Annotated in this window: 17 protein-coding genes and 1 pseudogene; 6 read left to right on the top strand and 12 right to left on the bottom strand. The window is 50.4% G+C overall.

Annotation, left to right across the window (positions count from 1 at the left end):
• Positions 1-187: 187 nt before the first annotated feature.
• The 5 genes from KOI40_RS11275 to purL all read right to left on the bottom strand — a co-directional run bounded on the left by KOI40_RS11275 (position 188) and on the right by purL (position 8447).
• Positions 188-646 (bottom strand): gamma-glutamylcyclotransferase family protein, encoded by a 459-nt coding sequence (locus KOI40_RS11275; protein ID WP_216097631.1) that lies wholly within the window; start codon positions 644-646, stop codon positions 188-190.
• A 2-nt stretch (positions 647-648) separates the two neighbouring features.
• Entirely contained in the window at positions 649-1932 is a 1284-nt protein-coding gene (locus tag KOI40_RS11270) for an NAD(P)/FAD-dependent oxidoreductase (RefSeq protein ID WP_233710211.1), read from the bottom strand.
• A gap of 294 nt (positions 1933-2226) precedes the next feature.
• The gene (bamJ, locus tag KOI40_RS11265; protein WP_216097630.1) at positions 2227-2844 is read right to left on the bottom strand and encodes a BamJ family beta-barrel-assembly machinery protein; all 618 of its coding nucleotides are present in this window, start codon (positions 2842-2844) and stop codon (positions 2227-2229) included.
• A gap of 126 nt (positions 2845-2970) precedes the next feature.
• The gene (gene nhaD, locus KOI40_RS11260) at positions 2971-4221 is read right to left on the bottom strand and encodes a sodium:proton antiporter NhaD (protein ID WP_216097629.1); all 1251 of its coding nucleotides are present in this window, start codon (positions 4219-4221) and stop codon (positions 2971-2973) included.
• 344 nt (positions 4222-4565) lie between these two features.
• Complete coding sequence (purL, locus tag KOI40_RS11255) at positions 4566-8447, bottom strand: phosphoribosylformylglycinamidine synthase (RefSeq protein ID WP_216097628.1); 3882 nt, start codon at positions 8445-8447, stop codon at positions 4566-4568.
• 698 nt (positions 8448-9145) lie between these two features.
• Here purL and mltF point away from each other — a divergent pair.
• A complete protein-coding gene (mltF, locus tag KOI40_RS11250) occupies positions 9146-10636 on the top strand; it encodes a membrane-bound lytic murein transglycosylase MltF (RefSeq protein ID WP_216097627.1) in 1491 nt (496 codons plus the stop codon).
• A gap of 37 nt (positions 10637-10673) precedes the next feature.
• On the opposite strand, the gene tadA is transcribed toward mltF, so the two are convergent.
• The 4 genes and pseudogenes from tadA to KOI40_RS11235 all read right to left on the bottom strand — a co-directional run bounded on the left by tadA (position 10674) and on the right by KOI40_RS11235 (position 12303).
• On the bottom strand, positions 10674-11180 hold the full coding sequence (gene tadA / locus KOI40_RS11245; RefSeq protein ID WP_216097626.1) for a tRNA adenosine(34) deaminase TadA: 507 nt from the start codon (positions 11178-11180) through the stop codon (positions 10674-10676).
• A 20-nt stretch (positions 11181-11200) separates the two neighbouring features.
• Positions 11201-11884, bottom strand: a complete 684-nt coding sequence (locus KOI40_RS11240) for a methyltransferase domain-containing protein (protein WP_216097625.1) — start codon at positions 11882-11884, stop codon at positions 11201-11203.
• Positions 11885-11917: 33 nt separating this feature from the next.
• Positions 11918-12043, bottom strand: a pseudogene (locus KOI40_RS18895) (putative RNA methyltransferase); the annotation flags it as partial.
• On the bottom strand, positions 12040-12303 hold the full coding sequence (locus KOI40_RS11235) for a DUF1653 domain-containing protein (RefSeq protein ID WP_216097624.1): 264 nt from the start codon (positions 12301-12303) through the stop codon (positions 12040-12042). The gene KOI40_RS11235 and the pseudogene KOI40_RS18895, both read right to left, overlap by 4 nt.
• 264 nt (positions 12304-12567) lie before the next feature.
• On the opposite strand from KOI40_RS11235, the gene KOI40_RS11230 reads away from it, so the two are divergent.
• The 4 genes from KOI40_RS11230 (at position 12568) to KOI40_RS11215 (ending at position 16587) form a co-directional block, all read left to right on the top strand.
• Positions 12568-13365, top strand: a complete 798-nt coding sequence (locus KOI40_RS11230) for a class II aldolase/adducin family protein (protein ID WP_216097623.1) — start codon at positions 12568-12570, stop codon at positions 13363-13365.
• A 248-nt stretch (positions 13366-13613) separates the two neighbouring features.
• Positions 13614-14618 (top strand): GlxA family transcriptional regulator, encoded by a 1005-nt coding sequence (locus KOI40_RS11225; RefSeq protein ID WP_216097622.1) that lies wholly within the window; start codon positions 13614-13616, stop codon positions 14616-14618.
• Between the two features lie 86 nt (positions 14619-14704).
• Positions 14705-15025 carry a 2Fe-2S iron-sulfur cluster-binding protein gene (locus KOI40_RS11220; RefSeq protein ID WP_216097621.1) on the top strand — a complete coding sequence of 107 codons (321 nt, stop codon included), beginning with the start codon at positions 14705-14707 and terminating at the stop codon, positions 15023-15025.
• Between the two features lie 182 nt (positions 15026-15207).
• Positions 15208-16587, top strand: coding sequence for a class II fumarate hydratase (locus tag KOI40_RS11215; protein ID WP_216097620.1), 1380 nt, complete (start codon positions 15208-15210; stop codon positions 16585-16587).
• Between the two features lie 74 nt (positions 16588-16661).
• Here the strand turns inward: KOI40_RS11215 and KOI40_RS11210 are convergent, their stop codons facing one another.
• Positions 16662-17390 carry an SIMPL domain-containing protein gene (locus tag KOI40_RS11210; RefSeq protein ID WP_216097619.1) on the bottom strand — a complete coding sequence of 243 codons (729 nt, stop codon included), beginning with the start codon at positions 17388-17390 and terminating at the stop codon, positions 16662-16664.
• A 213-nt stretch (positions 17391-17603) separates the two neighbouring features.
• On the opposite strand from KOI40_RS11210, the gene KOI40_RS11205 reads away from it, so the two are divergent.
• On the top strand, positions 17604-18143 hold the full coding sequence (locus KOI40_RS11205; RefSeq protein WP_216097618.1) for a YaeQ family protein: 540 nt from the start codon (positions 17604-17606) through the stop codon (positions 18141-18143).
• Positions 18144-18151: 8 nt separating this feature from the next.
• Here the strand turns inward: KOI40_RS11205 and KOI40_RS11200 are convergent, their stop codons facing one another.
• Entirely contained in the window at positions 18152-18604 is a 453-nt protein-coding gene (locus KOI40_RS11200) for a YbaN family protein (protein ID WP_216097617.1), read from the bottom strand.
• A gap of 36 nt (positions 18605-18640) precedes the next feature.
• Complete coding sequence (locus KOI40_RS11195; protein ID WP_216097616.1) at positions 18641-19123, bottom strand: FKBP-type peptidyl-prolyl cis-trans isomerase; 483 nt, start codon at positions 19121-19123, stop codon at positions 18641-18643.
• Positions 19124-19237 lie beyond the last annotated feature (114 nt).

Raw genomic sequence — 19237 nt, 5'->3', positions numbered from 1 at the left:
GCCCCTTTTCCTAATAAATACAGCGCCGTCATCGCGAGAAGCGCTTTTTGCGACGCGGCGATCTATAATTAGCACAAAGTAGCTTACATGTGTGCCACCATGGATTGCTTCTCTCCACTACGTTACGCTCGCAATGACGCAGTTCGAATTTGTCAGTAATCTGAACCTTTCTTAGCGTCTTCTTACGTTACGATTCCTTATCAGCCTTCATGTTATCCACAAACGCTGGAATCATCTCACTGACGTAGTGCTCATAGTAGGCCTCCATAAAGGTGGTTTCACACCAGACCTCCCCCAGGTTTTCATCCGTGATGGCCGCGCCCTGCAAATACATATAGCAACTCACAGACTCACCACTGGCCGTCACCACTTGCACCGTATCGCGTCGATAAATCTGTTCGTCAATCATTTCAAACTTGTCCATCACTGACAGCGCTTCCGGGGAGACGCCGCGAAAAAGCATCCCTTGCAGAAACTGACCGTCTTGAGGAACCGCCATTGCACAGGGCTTGAAGCCCGGCAGAATCAACTGTCGACGTGTGTAATCCTGTATTTTCGCTGTTTCACCCTGCAGCGAGTCACCGATCAATTGCCGCAACACATCACCATGTTGCAGCAGCCCATAGGCAAACAGATTTATCGTCATAATCAAACACCCAATTTATCACGCAACGCGTAGAACCAGGCCCCCATAGCGGTAAATGGTACACGGAACATATGGCCGCCCGGAAATGGCATATGCGGCAGAGCGGCAAAGGCGTCAAAACGCTCAGCTTGCTGGGTCAGGGCTTCGGAAACCAAACGACCGGCAAGGTGTGTTGAGCAAACCCCGTGGCCACTGTAGCCCTGCATATAATAAATATTGCTGCCAATACGACCAAATTGCGGCAAACGGCTCATGGTCAGCAGGAAGTCCCCCCCCCAACCGTAATCAATTTCCAAATTGGCCAGCTGCGGGAAGGTCTTGATCATTTTTTTGCGGATAAACTGTTTGATATCATCCGGATCGCCACCGCCGTAATTCACACCGCCGCCGTAGATCAAACGGTTATCCCCGGTGAGTCGGAAGTAATCCAGCAGGTAATTACAGTCTTCAACACAATAATCTGACGGAATCAGAGCCTTGGCCTGCTCATCAGTTAAAGGTGCCGTTGCAATCATCTGGGTACCACAAGGCATTGAGCGAGAAGCCAGTTTGGGAATCAGATTGCCGAGATAGGCATTGCCCGTCACGACCACATAGTTAGCCGTTACGCTGCCTTTTTCGGTGAACAGTTTGACCTTTTCACCCTCTTCTACACGCAGAACTTTGGACTGCTCATAGATTTTGCCACCAAGGGATTCGACAGCCGCCGCCTGACCCAACACCAGGTTTAACGGATGGATATGGCCACTGCGTTTATCCAGCAGCGCGCCTTCGTAGCGATCTGTCTGGACTTCTTTACGGATAGCGTCCTTGTCCAGTAACTCAAGATCAGTATGGCCGTAACGCTCCCACAGAGCTTTATGCTCTTCCAGGCCTTTGTACTGCTTGGCCGTGATTGCGGCAAAAATACCACCTGTTTTCAGGTCACAGTCAATGTTATAGGTTTTGATGCGTTCACGGATGATATCTCCGCCTTCAAACGCCATAGCCCCAAGGGCTTTTGCCGTATCCACGCCATACATCTTTTCAATGACGTCCATATCGCGGCTGTAACTGTTAACAATCTGGCCACCGTTTCGGCCTGAGGCACCCCAGCCGATACGCGCCCCTTCAAGCACCACGACATTGAAGCCTTTTTCTGCAAGATGCAGAGCCGATGAGATGCCGGAAAAACCGCCACCAATTACTGCAACGTCCGCAGTAATCGATTCCTGCAAGGCATCCCTCTTGGGACTTGGGTTTGCTGTCGCAGCGTAGTAAGAAGTCGTATGCTCAATCACAGACATAATCGTCACTCATCGATTCAGAAGAAGTTGATATCAGGAACACACCTCTTTTGGCAGATCCAGATAACCTATGAGGCAGATTATAAACCGAATTATTATTCAATTAAAAGCATGGATCAAAGATTCACAAAAAGCCTTCAGCCCTCATTGGATGGGGTTATCAGGGCTGATTGTAAATATTGTTCAGAGTTGGCTTTACGGCAAGAAATTGAGCGACAAAAACAACAGGCAAAATAAAACCGAAGCCAGTTGCCCGACTTCGGTTTTATTTAGGATGATTAAGATGACAAGATCTTAAACGATGTCCAGCAGCTCAACTTCGAAAACCAGAGTCGAGTAAGGCCCAATTGCGCCACCGGCACCACGCTCACCGTAAGCCAGGTCATAAGGTACGGTTAAGCGCCACTTGGAGCCAACAGGCATCATTTGCAGGGCCTCAGTCCAACCGGCAATTACGCCATTGACAGGGAATTCAGCAGGTTGGCCACGCTCTACAGAGCTGTCGAAAACAGTGCCATCGATCAAGGTGCCGTGATAATGGGTACGTACAGTAGAGCTGGCAGTTGGCTTGTCGCCCTCACCTGCAACCAGAATCTCGTACTGAAGACCGGAATCAGTCACGGTAACGCCATCTTTCTTGGCATTTTCTTCCAGATACGCCTGACCTTCAGCGGACAAGGCACTCGCCTTCTCAGCTTCAGCAGCCTGCAAACGGGCCTGAATTTCACGGAAAGCTTCGTTGATCTGCTCAGGTTGAACCTTATAGTCACCATTTTCGATGCCATCGGTAAAACCGGCCAATGCAGCGGCAACGTCAAAGCCTTCAAAGGGGGCGTTGACCAGTTGATCACCCATCTGACGACCAATTCCGTAGCTGGCTTTTTGCTCTAATGTTTCAAAAGTATCAGACATTTTGACTACTCACTGAAGAAATGGCCGCGCAGTCTACCACATTGACCACCTCATGACCTAAAGGGGCACACAGTCGGGCCGCCGACTCCGCTGCAGACAAGCCGGCACTCCGAATATTGATAGTAATCAGCTCGCAATCACCGTGTGAGCCAGCCACACAGTGACGATATAGCCTGCGCTGTAGGCCACCAACAGCGCCGGCAAATAGCGCAGATAACTGACAAAGGTGAGTTCCTTGACTTTGCTCATGGCGAGAATACCCGCCGCAGAACCAATCGCCAGCAATGAACCACCAACACCCACAGCGTAAGTCAAACCCAGCCACTCAGGCGTCGCCAGACCAGGCTCGGCCTTGAGAAGAGCTGCGGTCAGCGGTACGTTATCCAGTAATGAAGAGAATGCCCCGGCTGCGAAGTTTGACACTGATGGGTCGAATTGGGCGTAAAAATGCGCAAGCGTATCCAGAACCCCAATCTCTTTCAGCATGCCAACCAACAGCAAAATACCCAGGAAGAACAGCAAGGTGTCATATTCCACCTGACGGATGTACTCCAGAATCTGTATCTCATCCTGGTTAATATGGGAGAGCGCCCCCACCAGGAACATGATCGACAAACCGAACAAGAAGGTCAGTACCGGCGGCACCGAAAACAGAAAATTAAGGAGCATCGTCGACAGAATGGTGCCGAAGAAAACCACTGCAATGACCACATCGACCCCACGAAAACTCTCTTTCACAGGCTCCAACGCAATCTGTCCCGACATGTTGACACTGAACAGCAACGCCAAAACAATCACCCCAATGGCTGACGGCAATAACAACATCAACAGCTGCGACATGGTGACGTGTCCATCCAGGAAGATCATCAGTGTTGTGACATCCCCGGTAATCAATGCCACACCACCGGAATTCACAGCAAAAACCACCAGCGCAGCCATCTTCAGCTTTGATTTTACATCCAGATTAAACGCCTGAATCAATCCCAGACTCACCAGTGTTGCAGTCACGTTGTCACAGATGGATGACAGAATCAGCGCAAACAAAGCAACCTGAAACAGCAGCGCACGAGTAGACATTTGTGCGGGGAACACCCGCCTCACAACGTTTTGAATCATGCCCTTGGCATTCAGATAGGCGACAAACGTCATGGTCGACATCAGAAACAACCAAAGAGTGGCAATTTCTAGCAGGTTTTCATTCAGAGCTTCATTGATATGCTCCTGCCCTTCTACACCAGAGGCTTGCGCATACAAACACAACCAGGAGAAACAACCAAAAAACAGTGTCGTTTTGGCCTTATTGATGTGGATCACTTCTTCAAAAATAATGCAAAGAAGTGCCGCCAAGGACAAAATGATTAAGAACGTATCAACCATGGATAAACCCCTATCAACTCAAAAGATAAAACTTGCAGCTGCAAACGGACACGACGACATGCAGAACCAGGGTATGCAGAAAGGCTCTGTTTCGTTAGCTGTCGAGAACAGCGATATCACTCCCTAAGCCGGTTGTGACGATATTCTGGGGGGACGCCCCTTGCGGGCGTAAAGGTAAAAAAGCAAGCAACCTGCTTTTTCAATTAAAACTATTTGTGACTACCGTGGACCGGATAGAAACGTGTGCCTAACAAGGGTCAGGCACTGAACAACATGGATGAAGCAGCTACCTAAATCATCAGGTAGCTGCACAGTTCATCCATTAGCCTTTTGTAACGGATAAATTAACCAACGAACACACGGGCATTACGGAACAGACGCATCCAGCCACTGTCTTCTGTCCAGTCATCCGGATGCCAGGAATTGTTCACCGCACGGAAAATACGTTCAGGGTGAGGCATCATTATCGTCGCCCGGCCATCTTCGGTCGTCAGACTGGTAATACCTTTTGGTGAGCCATTGGGGTTCGCAGGATAATCGATCGTATAGTGCTGATGATTATCCAGGAAACGCATGGAGACCAGCCCACTGTTATGACAGGCTTCAAGAGCTTCTTCTGAAGCAAATTCTGCCCGACCTTCACCGTGAGCCACAGCCACTGGCATCTTGGTTCCCGCCATACCATCAAACAAGACAGATGGAGATTGCTCAATACCCACCATGCTGAAACGCGCCTCAAACTGTTCAGACACATTGCGTACAAAGTGCGGCCAGTGCTCAGCACCGGGGATCAGACTCTTCAGATTCGACATCATCTGACAGCCGTTACACACACCAAGACTGAAGCTGTCTTCACGATGGAAGAAAGACTGGAATTGATCGCGCGCTCTGGAGTTAAACAGGATACTCTTGGCCCAACCTTCGCCAGCACCCAGTACATCCCCGTAAGAGAATCCACCACAAGCCACCAGACCCTTGAAGTCTTCCAGACTGATACGCCCAGAAAGAATGTCACTCATGTGGACATCAACGGCATCAAAACCAGCACGGTCAAAAGCAGCCGCCATCTCAACATGGCCATTAACGCCCTGCTCTCGCAACACAGCCATTTTCGGACGTACGCCTTTATTAATGAACGGCGCTGCAACATCTTCATTCTGGTCAAAGGTGAGATCAACACTTAAGCCAGGATTCACCTGAGTAATCAATTCGAATTCTGCTTTGGCGCAATCTGCATTATCACGGAGAGCGGCAACCTGATAACTCGTTTTACTCCACATGCGTTGTAGCTCAGCACGGGATTCGTCGTAGATGACCTCGCCTTCATGCTCAACACGTACCGTGTTGTGGGTGTTCAACCAACCGAGCTTGGTGATGGCAACGCCTGCTTTCTTGAAGCGCTCCATAATGGTGTCAGTATCCTCAGTGCGAACCTGAATCACACCACCCAGCTCTTCGTTAAACAGGATGGCCAGAGGATCAGCCCCCAAACCGTCGATATTGATATCCACACCGGTGTGGCCAGCAAATGCCATCTCGGCAATGGTGGCGAATAAACCGCCGTCGCCACGATCGTGGTAAGCCAGAATTTGATCGGCCTCCAGACTCTCCTGCATGGCAGCAAAGTAGCCTTTTAACTGAGCAGCACTATCCAGATCCGCCGGGGTCTCACCGATCTGATTGTAAACCTGAGCCAGGATTGAAGCGCCCAAACGGTTCTTGCCGTTACCCAGATCCAGATACAGCAAATCCGTTGAGCCCTTGTCAGTACGCAATTGCGGGGTAACCGTTTTGCGAACATCAGTGACTGGCGCAAAAGCGGTAATAACCAGCGAAAGCGGCGCAGTCACCGCCTTGTCTTCACCATCTTCTTCCCAGGCGGTACGCATGGACATGGAATCCTTACCGACCGGGATGGTAATGCCCAGCTCCGGACACAGCTCCATGCCAATGGCCTCGACTGTGCGGTAGAGTTTTTCGTCTTCACCGGGATGGCCAGCAGCGCACATCCAGTTGGCCGACAATTTCACATCAGAGAGTTTTTCGATGCGCGAAGCCGCGATATTGGTAATGGATTCACCAATGGCCATACGACCCGAAGCAGGACCATCCAGCAGAGCCGTAGGAGTACGCTCTCCCATGCTCATGGCCTCACCGGCGTAAGTATCATACGCCTGAGTGGTCACCGCACAGTCCGCCACTGGCACCTGCCAGGGACCAACAAACTGATCTCGAACCACTTGCCCGGTTACGGAACGGTCACCAATGGTAATCAGGAAACTTTTGCTCGCTACGGTAGGATGCTGGATAACACGCTCAGCGGCTTCGTACAAAGACAGGCCTTTTGTCTCAAAAGACTGTGTCTCGTAAGTACGTTTTTCTGCGGTGCGATGCATTTTCGGCGGCTTGCCGAACAAAACCGACATCGGCAAATCCACAGGCTTGGTGTCGAAATGGGTATCGTTGAGTACGATATGATTTTCTGCTGTGGCATCACCCACTACGGCATAGGGGCAGCGCTCGCGCTGACAGATGGCTTCAAAACGCGGCAAGTCCTCAGGCATGATTGCCATGACATAGCGTTCCTGGGCCTCGTTACACCAGATTTCAAGCGGACTCATGCCCGGCTCGTCATTATTGATGTTGCGCAATTCGAAGTTGGCGCCACAGCCACCATCTTTTGCCAGTTCGGGGAAAGCGTTGGAGAAACCGCCCGCACCCACATCGTGAATAAAGGCAATGGGGTTTTTGCTACCCAACTGCCAACACTGGTCAATAACTTCCTGGCAACGACGTTCAATTTCAGGGTTCTGGCGCTGTACGGAGGCAAAGTCCAGATCTTCTGAGGAGGAACCGGAAGTCATGGATGAAGCGGCACCGCCACCCAGACCAATCAACATTGCCGGACCACCCAGGGCAACCAGCTTGGCCCCTGGCTCGAACTCATCCTGATCGACATGCTCGGCCTTGATGTTGCCGTATCCACCCGCCAGCATAATGGGCTTGTGATAGCCGCGGCGCTCACCGTCGAAGTTCTCTTCAAAGGTACGGAAGTATCCGCAAATATTAGGGCGACCGAATTCGTTGTTGAAAGCAGCACCGCCAATGGGCCCTTCAATCATGATATCCAAAGCGGTCACAATGCGATTCGGCTTTCCATAAGGCTTGCCGCTAACAGTGTCCTTCTCCCAGGGCTGGCTGTAACCAGGGATTTGCAGATTGGACACGGTAAAACCCGTCAAGCCAACTTTAGGCTTGGAACCGCGACCTACCGCGCCTTCATCGCGAATTTCACCACCGGCACCGGTACCCGCCCCAGAGAAAGGAGAAATGGCGGTCGGGTGGTTGTGTGTTTCAACTTTCATCAGAATGTGGATATCTTCCTGATGAAAGCCGTAGGTTTTGGTCTCGGGATCCGGGTAAAAACGGCCCGCCTTGCTGCCCACGATCACCGAGGCATTGTCAGCATAGGCCGACAGGACGTTATCGCCACCCATTTCGTAGGTGTGTTTAATCATGCCGAACAGGGAGTTGGGCATATCCACATCATCCAGTGTCCAGCTGGCGTTGAAGATCTTGTGACGGCAGTGCTCGGAGTTCGCCTGAGCAAACATCATTAACTCGACGTCTACCGGGTTGCGTCCCAAACCGGTAAAGCTGTCCACCAGATAATCGATTTCGTCATCGGCCAAAGCCAGCCCCAGCTCAATGTTGGCGGCAGACAGAGCTTCACGACCACCACCCAGCACATCAACACTGGTTTGTGGACGAGGCTCTTCATGACTGAACAACTGCTCTGCCTGAGACAACTCAGAAAATACCGCCTCGACCATTCGATCATGCAGTAAAGACACCAACTCGCTTGTCTTAGCTGACTTGCCACCTTCTATATAGTACGCAACGCCACGCTCCAGACGCTGGACCTTACTCAAACCAGCGTTGTGGGCAATATCGGTTGCCTTGGAAGACCAGGGGGAAATCGTTCCTGGACGCGGGACCACCAAAAACAGGGTGCCACCGGGAGTTTGAGACTCGGCTTTCGGGCCGTAGGTTAACAACTGCCGCAGCACTTCCAGCTCAGGGTTGCTCAGCTCTGACTCAAGCTCGGCAAAATGGACGAATTCAGCATAAACACCTTTTACAGAAGCATCTGCTTGCTGCAGGGTATCGAGCAGTTTTTGGATACGAAAATCAGAAAGTGCCGGAGCGCCGCGAAGGGTCAGCATAGTCGAGTAAAACCTCTTGGTTTTGGTGATATCTGGAGATATAAGGCCATCGAGCCGGATTTATGACGAAATAAACAACATTTTTACGTCAACTTGCCTCTGAATAGCGTCTCTGGATGCAGGAAAAGCCTCAAATGAAGCCATTCTTTGCGCCAGAAGCATCTACAGCTCGAAAAAGGCCGCTATTGTACTGGATATCCCAACGTCTGGCAGCAACAAAAGCCCACGTCTTTCAATCTACAAATCAATTATTAATACCGAAGTAACAACTAACGCTACAGCTTAGATTTTATGCAGGTCAACTCCCAAGGACAGCCAGCTGAGTAACTTTTTGCGGCCAGCCAGTCACAAATAAATTCACATTTGTCGCCCAGCGCTACATTTTCTTACTACAATTAAAAAGGAAAAACAATCTAGCAGGTCACGGGATTAACCGGTAGAATCGCGCAAAATTTGTACTGGCCAGACTATTAACCTTCTATTCAGGAACAATGTAGGACAATTTCCCTACTCCAGAACACCTTTCTGAAAGATAGATATGGTTTGACCTCTCAGGATTCATTATCAAACGAACAGGGCCCAAACGAGCAATCTGTACGCTTGACCGACAGTTTAAGAAAAATTGTCCAGGAAACCAGAGAGACTTTAGTCGCAGGGACAGGCCACCACAGGATGTGAACCTAAAGCGGGAGACTCGAATGCAAGATCGCAAGCTGAGCCTTTACAATCTGCGTAATCTTCGCAGCCTGACCAAACTGGGTCTGGTTGCCTGTCTGCCGTTGCTGGTGTCTGCCAGTCACACACCTACTGCACTGGAAACGGTGCTCACCGAAGGCAAGCTCAAGATTATTTCCCGCAATGGTCCCACCACCTATTACGAGGGTCGCCAGGGACTGGATGGCTATGAATACAAGCTGGCCAAAGCCTTCGCAGACTCACTGGGTGTTGAGCTGGAAATTACTGAAGAAGAAAACTTCAGGGGCATCTTCAACTCTGTCGGTAGCTATCGTGGCGAACTGGCCGCCGCAGGTCTGAGCATTTCCAAAGAACACGCCGACAATATTCGGTTTACCAAGCCGTATATGACGGTTACCCAGGAACTTCTGTACCGCTCAGGCAGTAAGCGCCCTACCAGCATTGAAGATCTGTACGGGAAAAGCATTCTGGTTATTTCCAACAGCGCTCACGCTGAACGCATGCGCCAATTGCAAAAACAATACCCCGAACTCCGCTGGCACGAGCAGTCCGATCTGGAAATGATCGATCTGATGGAACTGGTAGATAACGGGGCTGTGGATTACGCCGTAGTAGATTCAAACTCTTACAAACTGAGCCGCAATCTCTACCCTCGCGCACGCAAGGCATTTTCCATTTCCGACAATGAAAAGTCTCTTGCCTGGGCCTTCCCCAAAAGCTCAGACAATAGCCTGTTTGATCGCGCCAATGAATTCCTGACCGAAGCCGAAGACGATGGCCGACTGGCCGCCATGAACAAACGCTTCTACAGCGATATGCATACGATGGATGCTGGCAGTGCCACTACCTTTGCCCGTCGTCTGGAAACCCGCCTGCCCAAGTGGCAGGAATCCCTTCAAACTGCTGCTCAGGAATTTGATCTCGACTGGCAGTTACTGGCGGCAATCAGCTATCAAGAATCACACTGGAACCCACGCGCGCGCTCTCACACTGGCGTGCGCGGCATGATGATGCTGACCAAAGTTACCGCCAAGGAAATGGGTGTCACTAACCGCCTTGATCCCGAGCAGAGCATCTCTGGTGGTGCAAAATATTTCAGAAAGATTTTTGATCGAATTCCCGAAGGCATTCAGGGACCTGATCGCACCTGGTTTACACTCGCCGCCTACAACATTGGCTTCGGCCACATGGAAGACGCCCGAGTGCTTACCGAGCGCATGGGTGGCAACCCCGACAAATGGGAAGATGTCAGCAAACACTTGCCGTTACTGGCCAAACGCCAATACTACCGCACCACCCGTCACGGTTACGCACGCGGCTGGGAACCGGTGGAGTACGTTCGGAATATCCGCAATTTTCACAACACAATTGCCTGGCACCAACAGATTCAGCAGCGCCGTCTGGCCGCTGCCCAGCAGTCCAACGACGAAATTACTGCAACAAACGCGGCCTACAGAAACAACAACGCAGAGCGGTCTACATCCTTGCTGTAATCAGCTGAAGACTGCTCCAACCTGACAAGACTTCCCGCTACTCAGTTTCTTTATGATCTATAGCTTTGCGCGCCTTCCGCGCGGCCCTGGCTTCTTCACGTCGGCGTTTAAAGAAGGCCTGTATCATACCCACGGCCTCCTCTTGTCCCACACCGCCAGTGTATTCCACCCGATGATTCATTTCCGGACGATCAAAAACGGAACCATTACTGATGACAGCACCGGCTTTCGGTTCAGGAGCGGCAAAGACAACACGTTTTATACGGCTGTGAATGATAGCCCCTGCGCACATGGTACAAGGCTCCAGCGTGACATAGAGAGTTGCGTCGGGCAGGCGATAATTGTTTTGTTGTTTTGCCGCGCTGCGTAACGCCATGATTTCAGCATGAGCAGTAGGGTCACAGCCACTGATAGGCTGATTCCATCCTTGCCCGATTATCTCATCCTTCAGGACAACCACAGCTCCCACAGGCACCTCGCCCAAATCTTCGGCCTTTTTCGCCAATTCAAGAGCCGCATTCATCCAATGCCTGTCTTGAGACATCGGTTCAGTACCGCAGGCGCTCATACTTGATCCCTGACGTTTGAGACACCATATTTTTGCAGTACAAACTCTGCAGTTACATCAAGCTCTGTTGCGCTCTGCAATTGCTGTTTACCTTCCCGACTGCCCCGCCAGACAAAAGGGGTCATCTCCAGCAATTGCTTAACAGCATCAGGGGTTCCCAAATGCAGCGAGAATTTTAATGACTCCTGCCCCAACAACTCAAAGCCGTCAGGTGTTTCAGGTAAATCATGGGGCCTGACCTCACGATAGAGACACTGCTTTAATTCAATCAAATGGTTCTCTCCGGGTACGACTCGCCAAAACTGACCGCCACTCTTCAGCACTCGAGCTACCTCCTCATTGTCACCGGGAGAAAAGACCCGCAGCACTACATTCAAAGAAGCGTCCTGAACCGGTAGCTGAAAACCACTAGCAACCGCGACATCTACACCAGCAAGCGCTCTTGAGGCCAATTTCGCAGCCTCTTTGGAGATATCGATTCCATAAAGGGATACGCGATCAGCGCAGGGCTCTGACACCTCTTGCAACCTCCCGAGGTAATACCCCTCCCCGCAACCACTGTCGAGCAACATCATCGGCTCATCGCTACGGGCCATTAAACCAACCCATTGCTCTTGCAGCAGCTTGGCCAATGGCTCGTAGAAGCCTTCCTGCAGAAACTCTCTCCTCTGCTGCAACATTTGCCGATCATCACCTGGAGCCCGACTGCGCTTTTGGTGTGCAGGAAGCAAGTGCAAATAGCCCTGCCTGGCCCGATCAAAACGATGATTTGCCCCACAGCAGGCACCTGTTTCGGTTTCCTGTAAAACGGCTCTACAGAGTGGGCAGGCCCATATCATGCCATAAACTCTCGAACGGGTGCCTGAGGATAATCGGCCGGATCAAAAGCCCCCGCGTATTCAAAACGAGGGATGACTTCACCATCGATGGTGACAGTCTCCTTAAACATGCTCAGCGGCCTTACCCACCAGCTGTAATCTCCGTATAAGCAGCGATACACCACCAGCGGCTCTTCCGTTTCGCTGTGTCTGGCCACCTCAAAGATCTGGTAATCCTGCCCCTTGTAATGACGGTAAACGCCCGCCTGTAAATCACCCATAATGACTCTCTGACTTTATTCCATCCCCCTAAAAACCCACTACAGACAGCCAGTTCGCTGCCTGAAAAGCGTCTTTGGGAGCAGTTGCCAACAAACAAGGGGCGAATTCTAACACCGATTACAACAAAACTCTGGTCACATCATGGGTGCACTTATTTTACCGTTTGTCATATAGGTTACAGTCGATACCTCCGAGACAAACTAGACTGAGTGACATAACAATCAATATCGCCATTGGCGATAGTCACATAGCGGAGAAAGGTTATGAATACTGCAACAAACAATATCGTGATGAATGCTGGCGACAACATGCCGTCTATGAGCGAGGGCGAAACCGTTGAAGCACAGCGCCTGCATCGCAAACGCATGCTGACTGCCGCATTTCGCCTGTTCGGAAAGTTTGGCTTTGATGAAGGCGTGGCCGGTCACATTACCGTCCGTGATCCAGAACAAACTGACCACTTTTGGGTTAACCCAATGGGTAAGTCGTTCAAACAAATGAAGATGTCTGACCTCCTGCTGGTGAATCATGACGGTCAGGTAGTAAAAGGTAGCGGTCTGTTAAATGGCGCGGCATTCACCATTCACTCACACATTCACAAAGCCCGTCCCGATGTCACCGCAGCAGCTCACACCCACTCTGTCTACGGCAAAAGCTGGGCCAGCCTCGGACGTAAACTCGACCCTCTTACCCAGGATTCCTGCGCATTTTACGAAGATCACGTTCTTTTTGATGATTTTACCGGTGTTGTTCTCGATATGAGCGAAGGCGAGCGTATTGCTTCCGCGCTGGGTAATAACAAAGCGGCCATTCTTCAGAATCACGGCCTGTTAACCGTTGGTGAAAGCGTAGAATCTGCTGCCTGGTGGTACATCACCATGGAACGCACCTGTCAGGCACAACTGATGGCAGAAGCCGCCGGTACCCCCAAGCTGATCAGTCCTGAGAGCGCCCGCATCACTCGCGAGACCGTAGGCAGTGAGCTGGCCGGCTTTTTTAGCTTCCAGCCTCTGCTCAGTGTGATCGCAGAAGAACAGCCAGAGATGTTTGACGAGGAGTAACTCCCTCACCCACATGCTCCTCATGGGCAGCGGGTAATCCCGGGCAGATCGGTTTGTTCTGCTCCGGGATAATCCAACCTCTTTGGCCCCATCTGACCAGTTAAAGCCTCCAACCCCTGTCATTTTTAGCATTTTTTCCACCAATTCAGACACTTTTGTCCAATTACCACCTATTTCGAATTGAAGCTTCAGGATAAACTCAAACCAGTTTGGTTGCTCGGTCATTCCCCGAAAAAGAATTTATCACTATGCCTTCTATCACGATTGCCGTTTACGACGGATGCCGCACCTCAAGTTTCAGTAATCTCATGGACATGCTGGATATTGCCAATCTGCAATGGCAGAAGCGCTACGACACCCAGGAGGCCCTCTTTCGCTGGCAACTGGCATCTGTAGATGGGAAGCCTATCCGTACCGCCACAAATGTTCGAATTGCTGTCGACACCACGCTGCAAAATGCCACCGAGACTGACGTAATCATGGTCGCGGCCTCAAAATACAGCAACAAACAAGAGTTTCCTGACTACCTCAAAAGGCAGCGCCCGCTGATCCAATGGATAAAGCAGCGCGGCGAGCAAGGTGCGCTGGTTATGGCCCTGTGTACCGGTACATTTCTACTGGCAGAATCCGGGTTGCTGGACGGAAAACGAGCTACCACCACATGGTGGCTGGCGGACCTGTTTCAACGTCTCTATCCGCAAATCACTCTGGATGTGAACCAACTGCTGGTGAACTCCGATAATGTCATAGTCGCCGGAGCGGGAAGCACGGACTCGATCATGGCACTGCAACTGATCGAAAGGTATATGGGCCAGCAGGTGGCCTCTCTGACCTCCAAGCTGATGTTGGTCGACAACAATCAGATCGAACAGACCCCCTATCTGACCCTGCAGCAACAGCTTCAGCATAACGATTCACTCGTTGCTGATGCCCAAACCTGGCTTCAGGTACACATGAAAGAACCCGGAGCCCTGGAAAAGCTGGCAACCCACCTCAATGTCAGCTCCCGAACTTTGATCCGCAGATTTAAGCAAGTCATGGATATAACACCCAACCGATACCTGCAAAACCTGCGTATTGATGCTGCCAAAAGACTGCTCGAGACCAGTGGCGGCACCATTGAAACCATCATGCTGCAAGTGGGTTATAATGACCTCAGCTCTTTCAGTCGCCTGTTTCAACGAAAGACCGGTTTAACCCCCCGAGCCTATCGAGCTCGTTTTCAGTACAGAAACCCCATCACAGGCACGTAAAAATACCGTAGAATACCTCCGCCGGATTCCAAGTCCTGCGGAGACTCAACAAAATAAACATATATAGATACCATTAAGAGGTAACCATGCCACTGATTAACTACATTGAAGCTAACGGAAATCACTACGAAGCGGACGTTGCCGTCGGTGAAAGTGTTATGCAAGGTGCTGTCGACAACATGATTGATGGAATCCTCGCCGAGTGCGGCGGAGCCTGTGCCTGCGCAACTTGCCACTGCTATGTCGATGAAGCCTGGGTCAGCAAAATTCCAGCCCCCGAACCGCAAGAACAAGACATGCTGGAAGCCGTGGTGGAGCCAAAGGAAAACAGCCGTTTAAGCTGCCAGATCGTTGTCACTGAAGATATGGACGGACTTACTGTCCACCTGCCTGCCTCTCAGTACTAATACCCCCTGGGCACGAGCTGACAGAGGCAGTGCCCGCCCCTTCCCCCACCTTTTCACCACCTGACTCCCGGTTGCGTCTCAACCGAAGCAGACTCTAACAGCTCCCTGCGCCATGGTCGAAAAACCAACGGTGTAACTGCTATGCTGAATAGGAAATGCAGCAACCCTGACGAGACATTTATATGAGTGACACCCGTAAAGAACATGACAGCATGGGTGAACTGGAAGTCCCTGCAGATGCGCTCTATGGCGCTCAAACTCAGCGAGCCCTTAACAACTTCAAGATCAGTGGACGTCCTTTGCCACACAGTTTTTTGCAAGCATTGCTTCAAATCAAAGCCGCAGCCGCCAAAGCCAACTTGCAACTGGACTGCCTTTCAGAAGACATTGCCACTGCAATCATCATCAGTTGCGACGAACTCAGTCAGTCGAAGGACCTGGAAAAACACTTTCCCGTGGATGTTTTTCAGACTGGCTCTGGCACCAGTACCAACATGAACGCCAATGAAGTCATTGCGACCCTTGCCTCCAGAAAACTCAACAAGAGCGTTTCACCAAACGACCACGTCAACTTTGGGCAGAGCAGTAATGATGTGATTCCGAGCGCAATTCATGTCAGCGCCGCAATGCAGCTCGAGGAATACCTGCTACCCGCTCTTCGACATCTCCAGAAAACCATAGACAGTAAATCGCACAGCCTGGCTCGATACACCAAAACCGGCCGCACCCATTTAATGGATGCCATGCCCATCACTCTGGAGCAGGCTTTGAGTGCCTGGAGCAATCAGATTAGTCAAAATATCGAACAACTGCAGCACATGCAGACCAGAGTTCAGCACCTGGCTCAGGGCGGCACCGCCGTAGGTACAGGCATCAATACACATCCGGACTTTTCACGCACATTCAATCAAGCCCTGTCAGAAATTACCGGACTGAGCTTTTCCCCAGCTGACAACCTGTTTGCTGCCATCAGTACACAAGATACCGCGGTGGCATTATCCGGCCAGCTGAAAACCCTGGCGGTAAGCCTGATGAAGATTTCCAATGATCTGCGCTGGATGAATTCAGGCCCTCTGGCCGGACTGGGTGAAATCCAGCTGGAAGCCTTACAACCGGGCTCATCCATCATGCCGGGCAAAGTAAATCCTGTCATTCCGGAAGCGGTGGCAATGGTAGCTGCTCAGGTGATGGGAAACGATACGGCCATTACCGTAGGTGGGCAATCCGGCAGTTTCGAACTGAATGTAATGCTGCCGATGATTGCCATGAACCTGTTAAACAGCATCGAATGGCTGGCAAATGCCAGTGATCATTTGGCCGACAAAGCCATTGCCAGCTTTTCGGTTAATCAAGACAAGCTCGAGGAAGCCCTGCATCGCAACCCGATTCTGGTCACGGCCCTGAACCCTATTATTGGTTACAATAAAGCAGCAGAAATCGCAAAACAGGCTTACAAGGAAAAGCGCCCCGTTATTGACGTCGCGAAAGAGCATACAGACTTATCGGTAGACGAGCTGGAAGCGTTACTTGATCCATCAAAGCTCACACGAGGAGGACTTTAGTCCCTGTATATCTTAGTTCGTGTGAGCCTTGGCATAATAGCATCTGACTAATGACTTCAACCTCAAATAAAAGGTTATTTGACCTTAAAAGTCACTGATACAGTCGCCTGAATAGTCTGATTACCCACGTTAACTTCAGGCGCGGAGCCCATATCAGCGGACTCAGCCATAGTCATGCGCGACATTTTGTACACTGGAGGCTGTTGCCAACGCGTATCAACATTCATGGACCACACATCGCCCACCTTCTGCCCAAGAGGTTTTAAACCTGCCTCAGCTTTTTTCCTGGCCTGTTGAACCGCCTTTTCTATGGCTTTGAGCTCGAGATCTTCCCGCAGACTGAAATCAAAGCTGGTGGGACTCAATTCAGAAGCACCGGCTTTCACCAGACCGCCGTACAGGCCGGACAGCTTGTTGATATCACGGACTTTAAGAGAAAAATCAGCGTAAGCCTGGTAACCACTCAACTCGCGGGGCTTATCCTTTTGATAATGCCAGACAGGATTAACCAAAACCTGAGCAGCCTGTAGATCTTCTGAAGTTATACCTTCTTTCTTGATATAGCGGATAACACTATCCAGTTGTTTACGAGCTTCTGAGACAGCCTGATCTGCAGTTTTACTTTGAACCATGACCTTGCCGCTCATAATGGCGATATCTGGAACCGCTTCAATAATACCGGTTGCTGTACTGGAAACATGGGGTTCCTTTATTTCAGCATGGGCTTGAGCAACGAAAAGACTTGCCGACAAAAAACACCAAAACACTGTCAGTAAAGTGTATTTATTCCTTAATATTTGCATTCCAAACTCCTGATAGCTCGTGACCGGGAAATTAATCCCGAATGATTGAAAGCTCTGTATTCAAAGTCTTTGGTAACGACTTTTTAATACGTAAACTTTTTCAAACCCTAGGACATCAAACAAGGTACAATAATTCCACTGAGTGTAAGTCATTGGCCCATATTCGGCCATTGCCAACGCTTCTTCTCAAGACTAATCCGCTGCTGGTATACCATGGCTCTTAAAGCAACTGTTTTCAAAGCAACTCTGAACATTGCGGATATGGACCGTTATTACTATGACGAACATAACCTGACCCTTGCCCGTCACCCTTCTGAAACAGATCAGCGAATGATGGCAAGGCTTGCAGTATTTGCCCTGAACGCTGAACCTCGCCTGAATTTCACAAAAGGTATCAGTACCGATAACGAGCCAGACCTTTGGGTTAAAGATTACAGCGATCAAACAGAATTATGGATTGAGCTGGGACAGCCCGATGAGAAACGCCTGCGTCAAGCTTGCGGCAAAGCCCAGGCTGTCAGAATCTATTGCTACAGTGGTCATTCAGCAGAATTGTGGTGGGAACAGACCCAAAATATCGCAAAGCGTTTTGACAACCTCAGTGTCATCAACCTCAATCATGAAGCCATCCAGCAACTGGGCGAAATGGCACAACGAAACATGATTTTACACTGCAATATCGAAGATCAAATTTTGAGCTTGAGCGATAACACCCAAAGCGTGGATATCACACAAGAGTTCTGGAAACACTAACGACGAGATTACCGTTGGTTGTCCGCATCAGAAACGCTTGAAGATGAAGAAGATTCCAGGCGTTTTTGTTCAAGGCGCTCACTTAGCTCCGCTTCCTCGACATCCAGAATTGGCTGCCTCATCAAATAAATGGTGACCGCAGCCCCACCCAGGAAAAAGATCACACCCACCCACCAGATCTGAATAAGAAATGTAGAAAAGCACAAGCTGAACCACAAGAGAAAGATAATACGGTTACGCACTTTGAGGGGAATGCCTTTGCCATCCTCCCATGAACGTACGATAAGCCCCAAATGCTTATGGTCGCGCAACCACTTGTGGAAGCGCGGGCTTGATTCTGCAAAGCACCATGCCGCTAACAGTATAAAAGGTGTTGTTGGCATGATTGGCAGAAAGATTCCAATGACCCCGAGCACGACACTGAGCCAGCCCAAAGATATAAGAGTGTATTTCTTAACCATCGGAATCCTGAACCTGCCCGCTCAATGCATCACTCATCAGTGCTGATGGCCGCCTTCGCCATGGGCATGACCGTGAGACAACTCTTCAGCTGTAGCATCACGAACTTCGAGCACTTCGACGGCAAATACCAGGGTCTTCCCTGCTAACGGATGATTTGCATCAATATCGACGTTTTTCAGGCCGACCTTGATGACTACGGCCTCTTGGGCGCCATGCTCAGTATTGATCTGAACCACCTGTCCGGGAGTGATCTTCCCTTTGGTCAGCAAATGCTTCTTCGGCACACGTTGAACTGCACCTTCCTGACGACGGCCGTATCCCTTATCGGGATCCAGTGTGACTTCAAAACTATCACCTGCAGCCTTGCCTTCCAGAGCCTCTTCCAGCCCCGGCAACATGGAATTATGGCCATGAAGATACAGCACAGGACTGCCATCGTGGGAATCTTCAAAAATCTCCCCACCTTCCTCTTTCAATCGGTAGTGGAATGAGACAACTTTATCCTGACTAATAGACATGGTATTTCCTGAGGTTTCTCTAAACTTGATAAGTAATATGGCATAGCGGATAGAGGCCCTGCCAAAGAAGTCGAAGTATGGCGATTTCGATTGTGGTTGGCAATTGTATCCACA

The organism is Pseudomaricurvus albidus, assembly GCF_018863235.1.
Lineage (GTDB): Bacteria > Pseudomonadota > Gammaproteobacteria > Pseudomonadales > Cellvibrionaceae > Pseudomaricurvus > Pseudomaricurvus albidus.
Note: the sequence above shows the minus strand (reverse complement) of the source record. Positions and strands in the feature narration are given on the sequence as shown.

Coding starts and splice junctions, on each gene's coding strand:
- KOI40_RS11195 (WP_216097616.1), bottom strand. CDS start 19,123: ATGTCTATTAGTCAGGATAAAGTTGTCTCATTCCACTACCGATTGAAA.
- tadA (WP_216097626.1), bottom strand. CDS start 11,180: ATGTCTCAAGACAGGCATTGGATGAATGCGGCTCTTGAATTGGCGAAA.
- KOI40_RS11230 (WP_216097623.1), top strand. CDS start 12,568: ATGAATACTGCAACAAACAATATCGTGATGAATGCTGGCGACAACATG.
- nhaD (WP_216097629.1), bottom strand. CDS start 4,221: ATGGTTGATACGTTCTTAATCATTTTGTCCTTGGCGGCACTTCTTTGC.
- purL (WP_216097628.1), bottom strand. CDS start 8,447: ATGCTGACCCTTCGCGGCGCTCCGGCACTTTCTGATTTTCGTATCCAA.
- KOI40_RS11235 (WP_216097624.1), bottom strand. CDS start 12,303: ATGGGTGATTTACAGGCGGGCGTTTACCGTCATTACAAGGGGCAGGAT.
- bamJ (WP_216097630.1), bottom strand. CDS start 2,844: ATGTCTGATACTTTTGAAACATTAGAGCAAAAAGCCAGCTACGGAATT.
- KOI40_RS11225 (WP_216097622.1), top strand. CDS start 13,614: ATGCCTTCTATCACGATTGCCGTTTACGACGGATGCCGCACCTCAAGT.
- KOI40_RS11270 (WP_233710211.1), bottom strand. CDS start 1,932: ATGTCTGTGATTGAGCATACGACTTCTTACTACGCTGCGACAGCAAAC.
- mltF (WP_216097627.1), top strand. CDS start 9,146: ATGCAAGATCGCAAGCTGAGCCTTTACAATCTGCGTAATCTTCGCAGC.
- KOI40_RS11220 (WP_216097621.1), top strand. CDS start 14,705: ATGCCACTGATTAACTACATTGAAGCTAACGGAAATCACTACGAAGCG.
- KOI40_RS11275 (WP_216097631.1), bottom strand. CDS start 646: ATGACGATAAATCTGTTTGCCTATGGGCTGCTGCAACATGGTGATGTG.
- KOI40_RS11210 (WP_216097619.1), bottom strand. CDS start 17,390: ATGCAAATATTAAGGAATAAATACACTTTACTGACAGTGTTTTGGTGT.
- KOI40_RS11205 (WP_216097618.1), top strand. CDS start 17,604: ATGGCTCTTAAAGCAACTGTTTTCAAAGCAACTCTGAACATTGCGGAT.
- KOI40_RS11215 (WP_216097620.1), top strand. CDS start 15,208: ATGAGTGACACCCGTAAAGAACATGACAGCATGGGTGAACTGGAAGTC.
- KOI40_RS11200 (WP_216097617.1), bottom strand. CDS start 18,604: ATGGTTAAGAAATACACTCTTATATCTTTGGGCTGGCTCAGTGTCGTG.
- KOI40_RS11240 (WP_216097625.1), bottom strand. CDS start 11,884: ATGTTGCAGCAGAGGAGAGAGTTTCTGCAGGAAGGCTTCTACGAGCCA.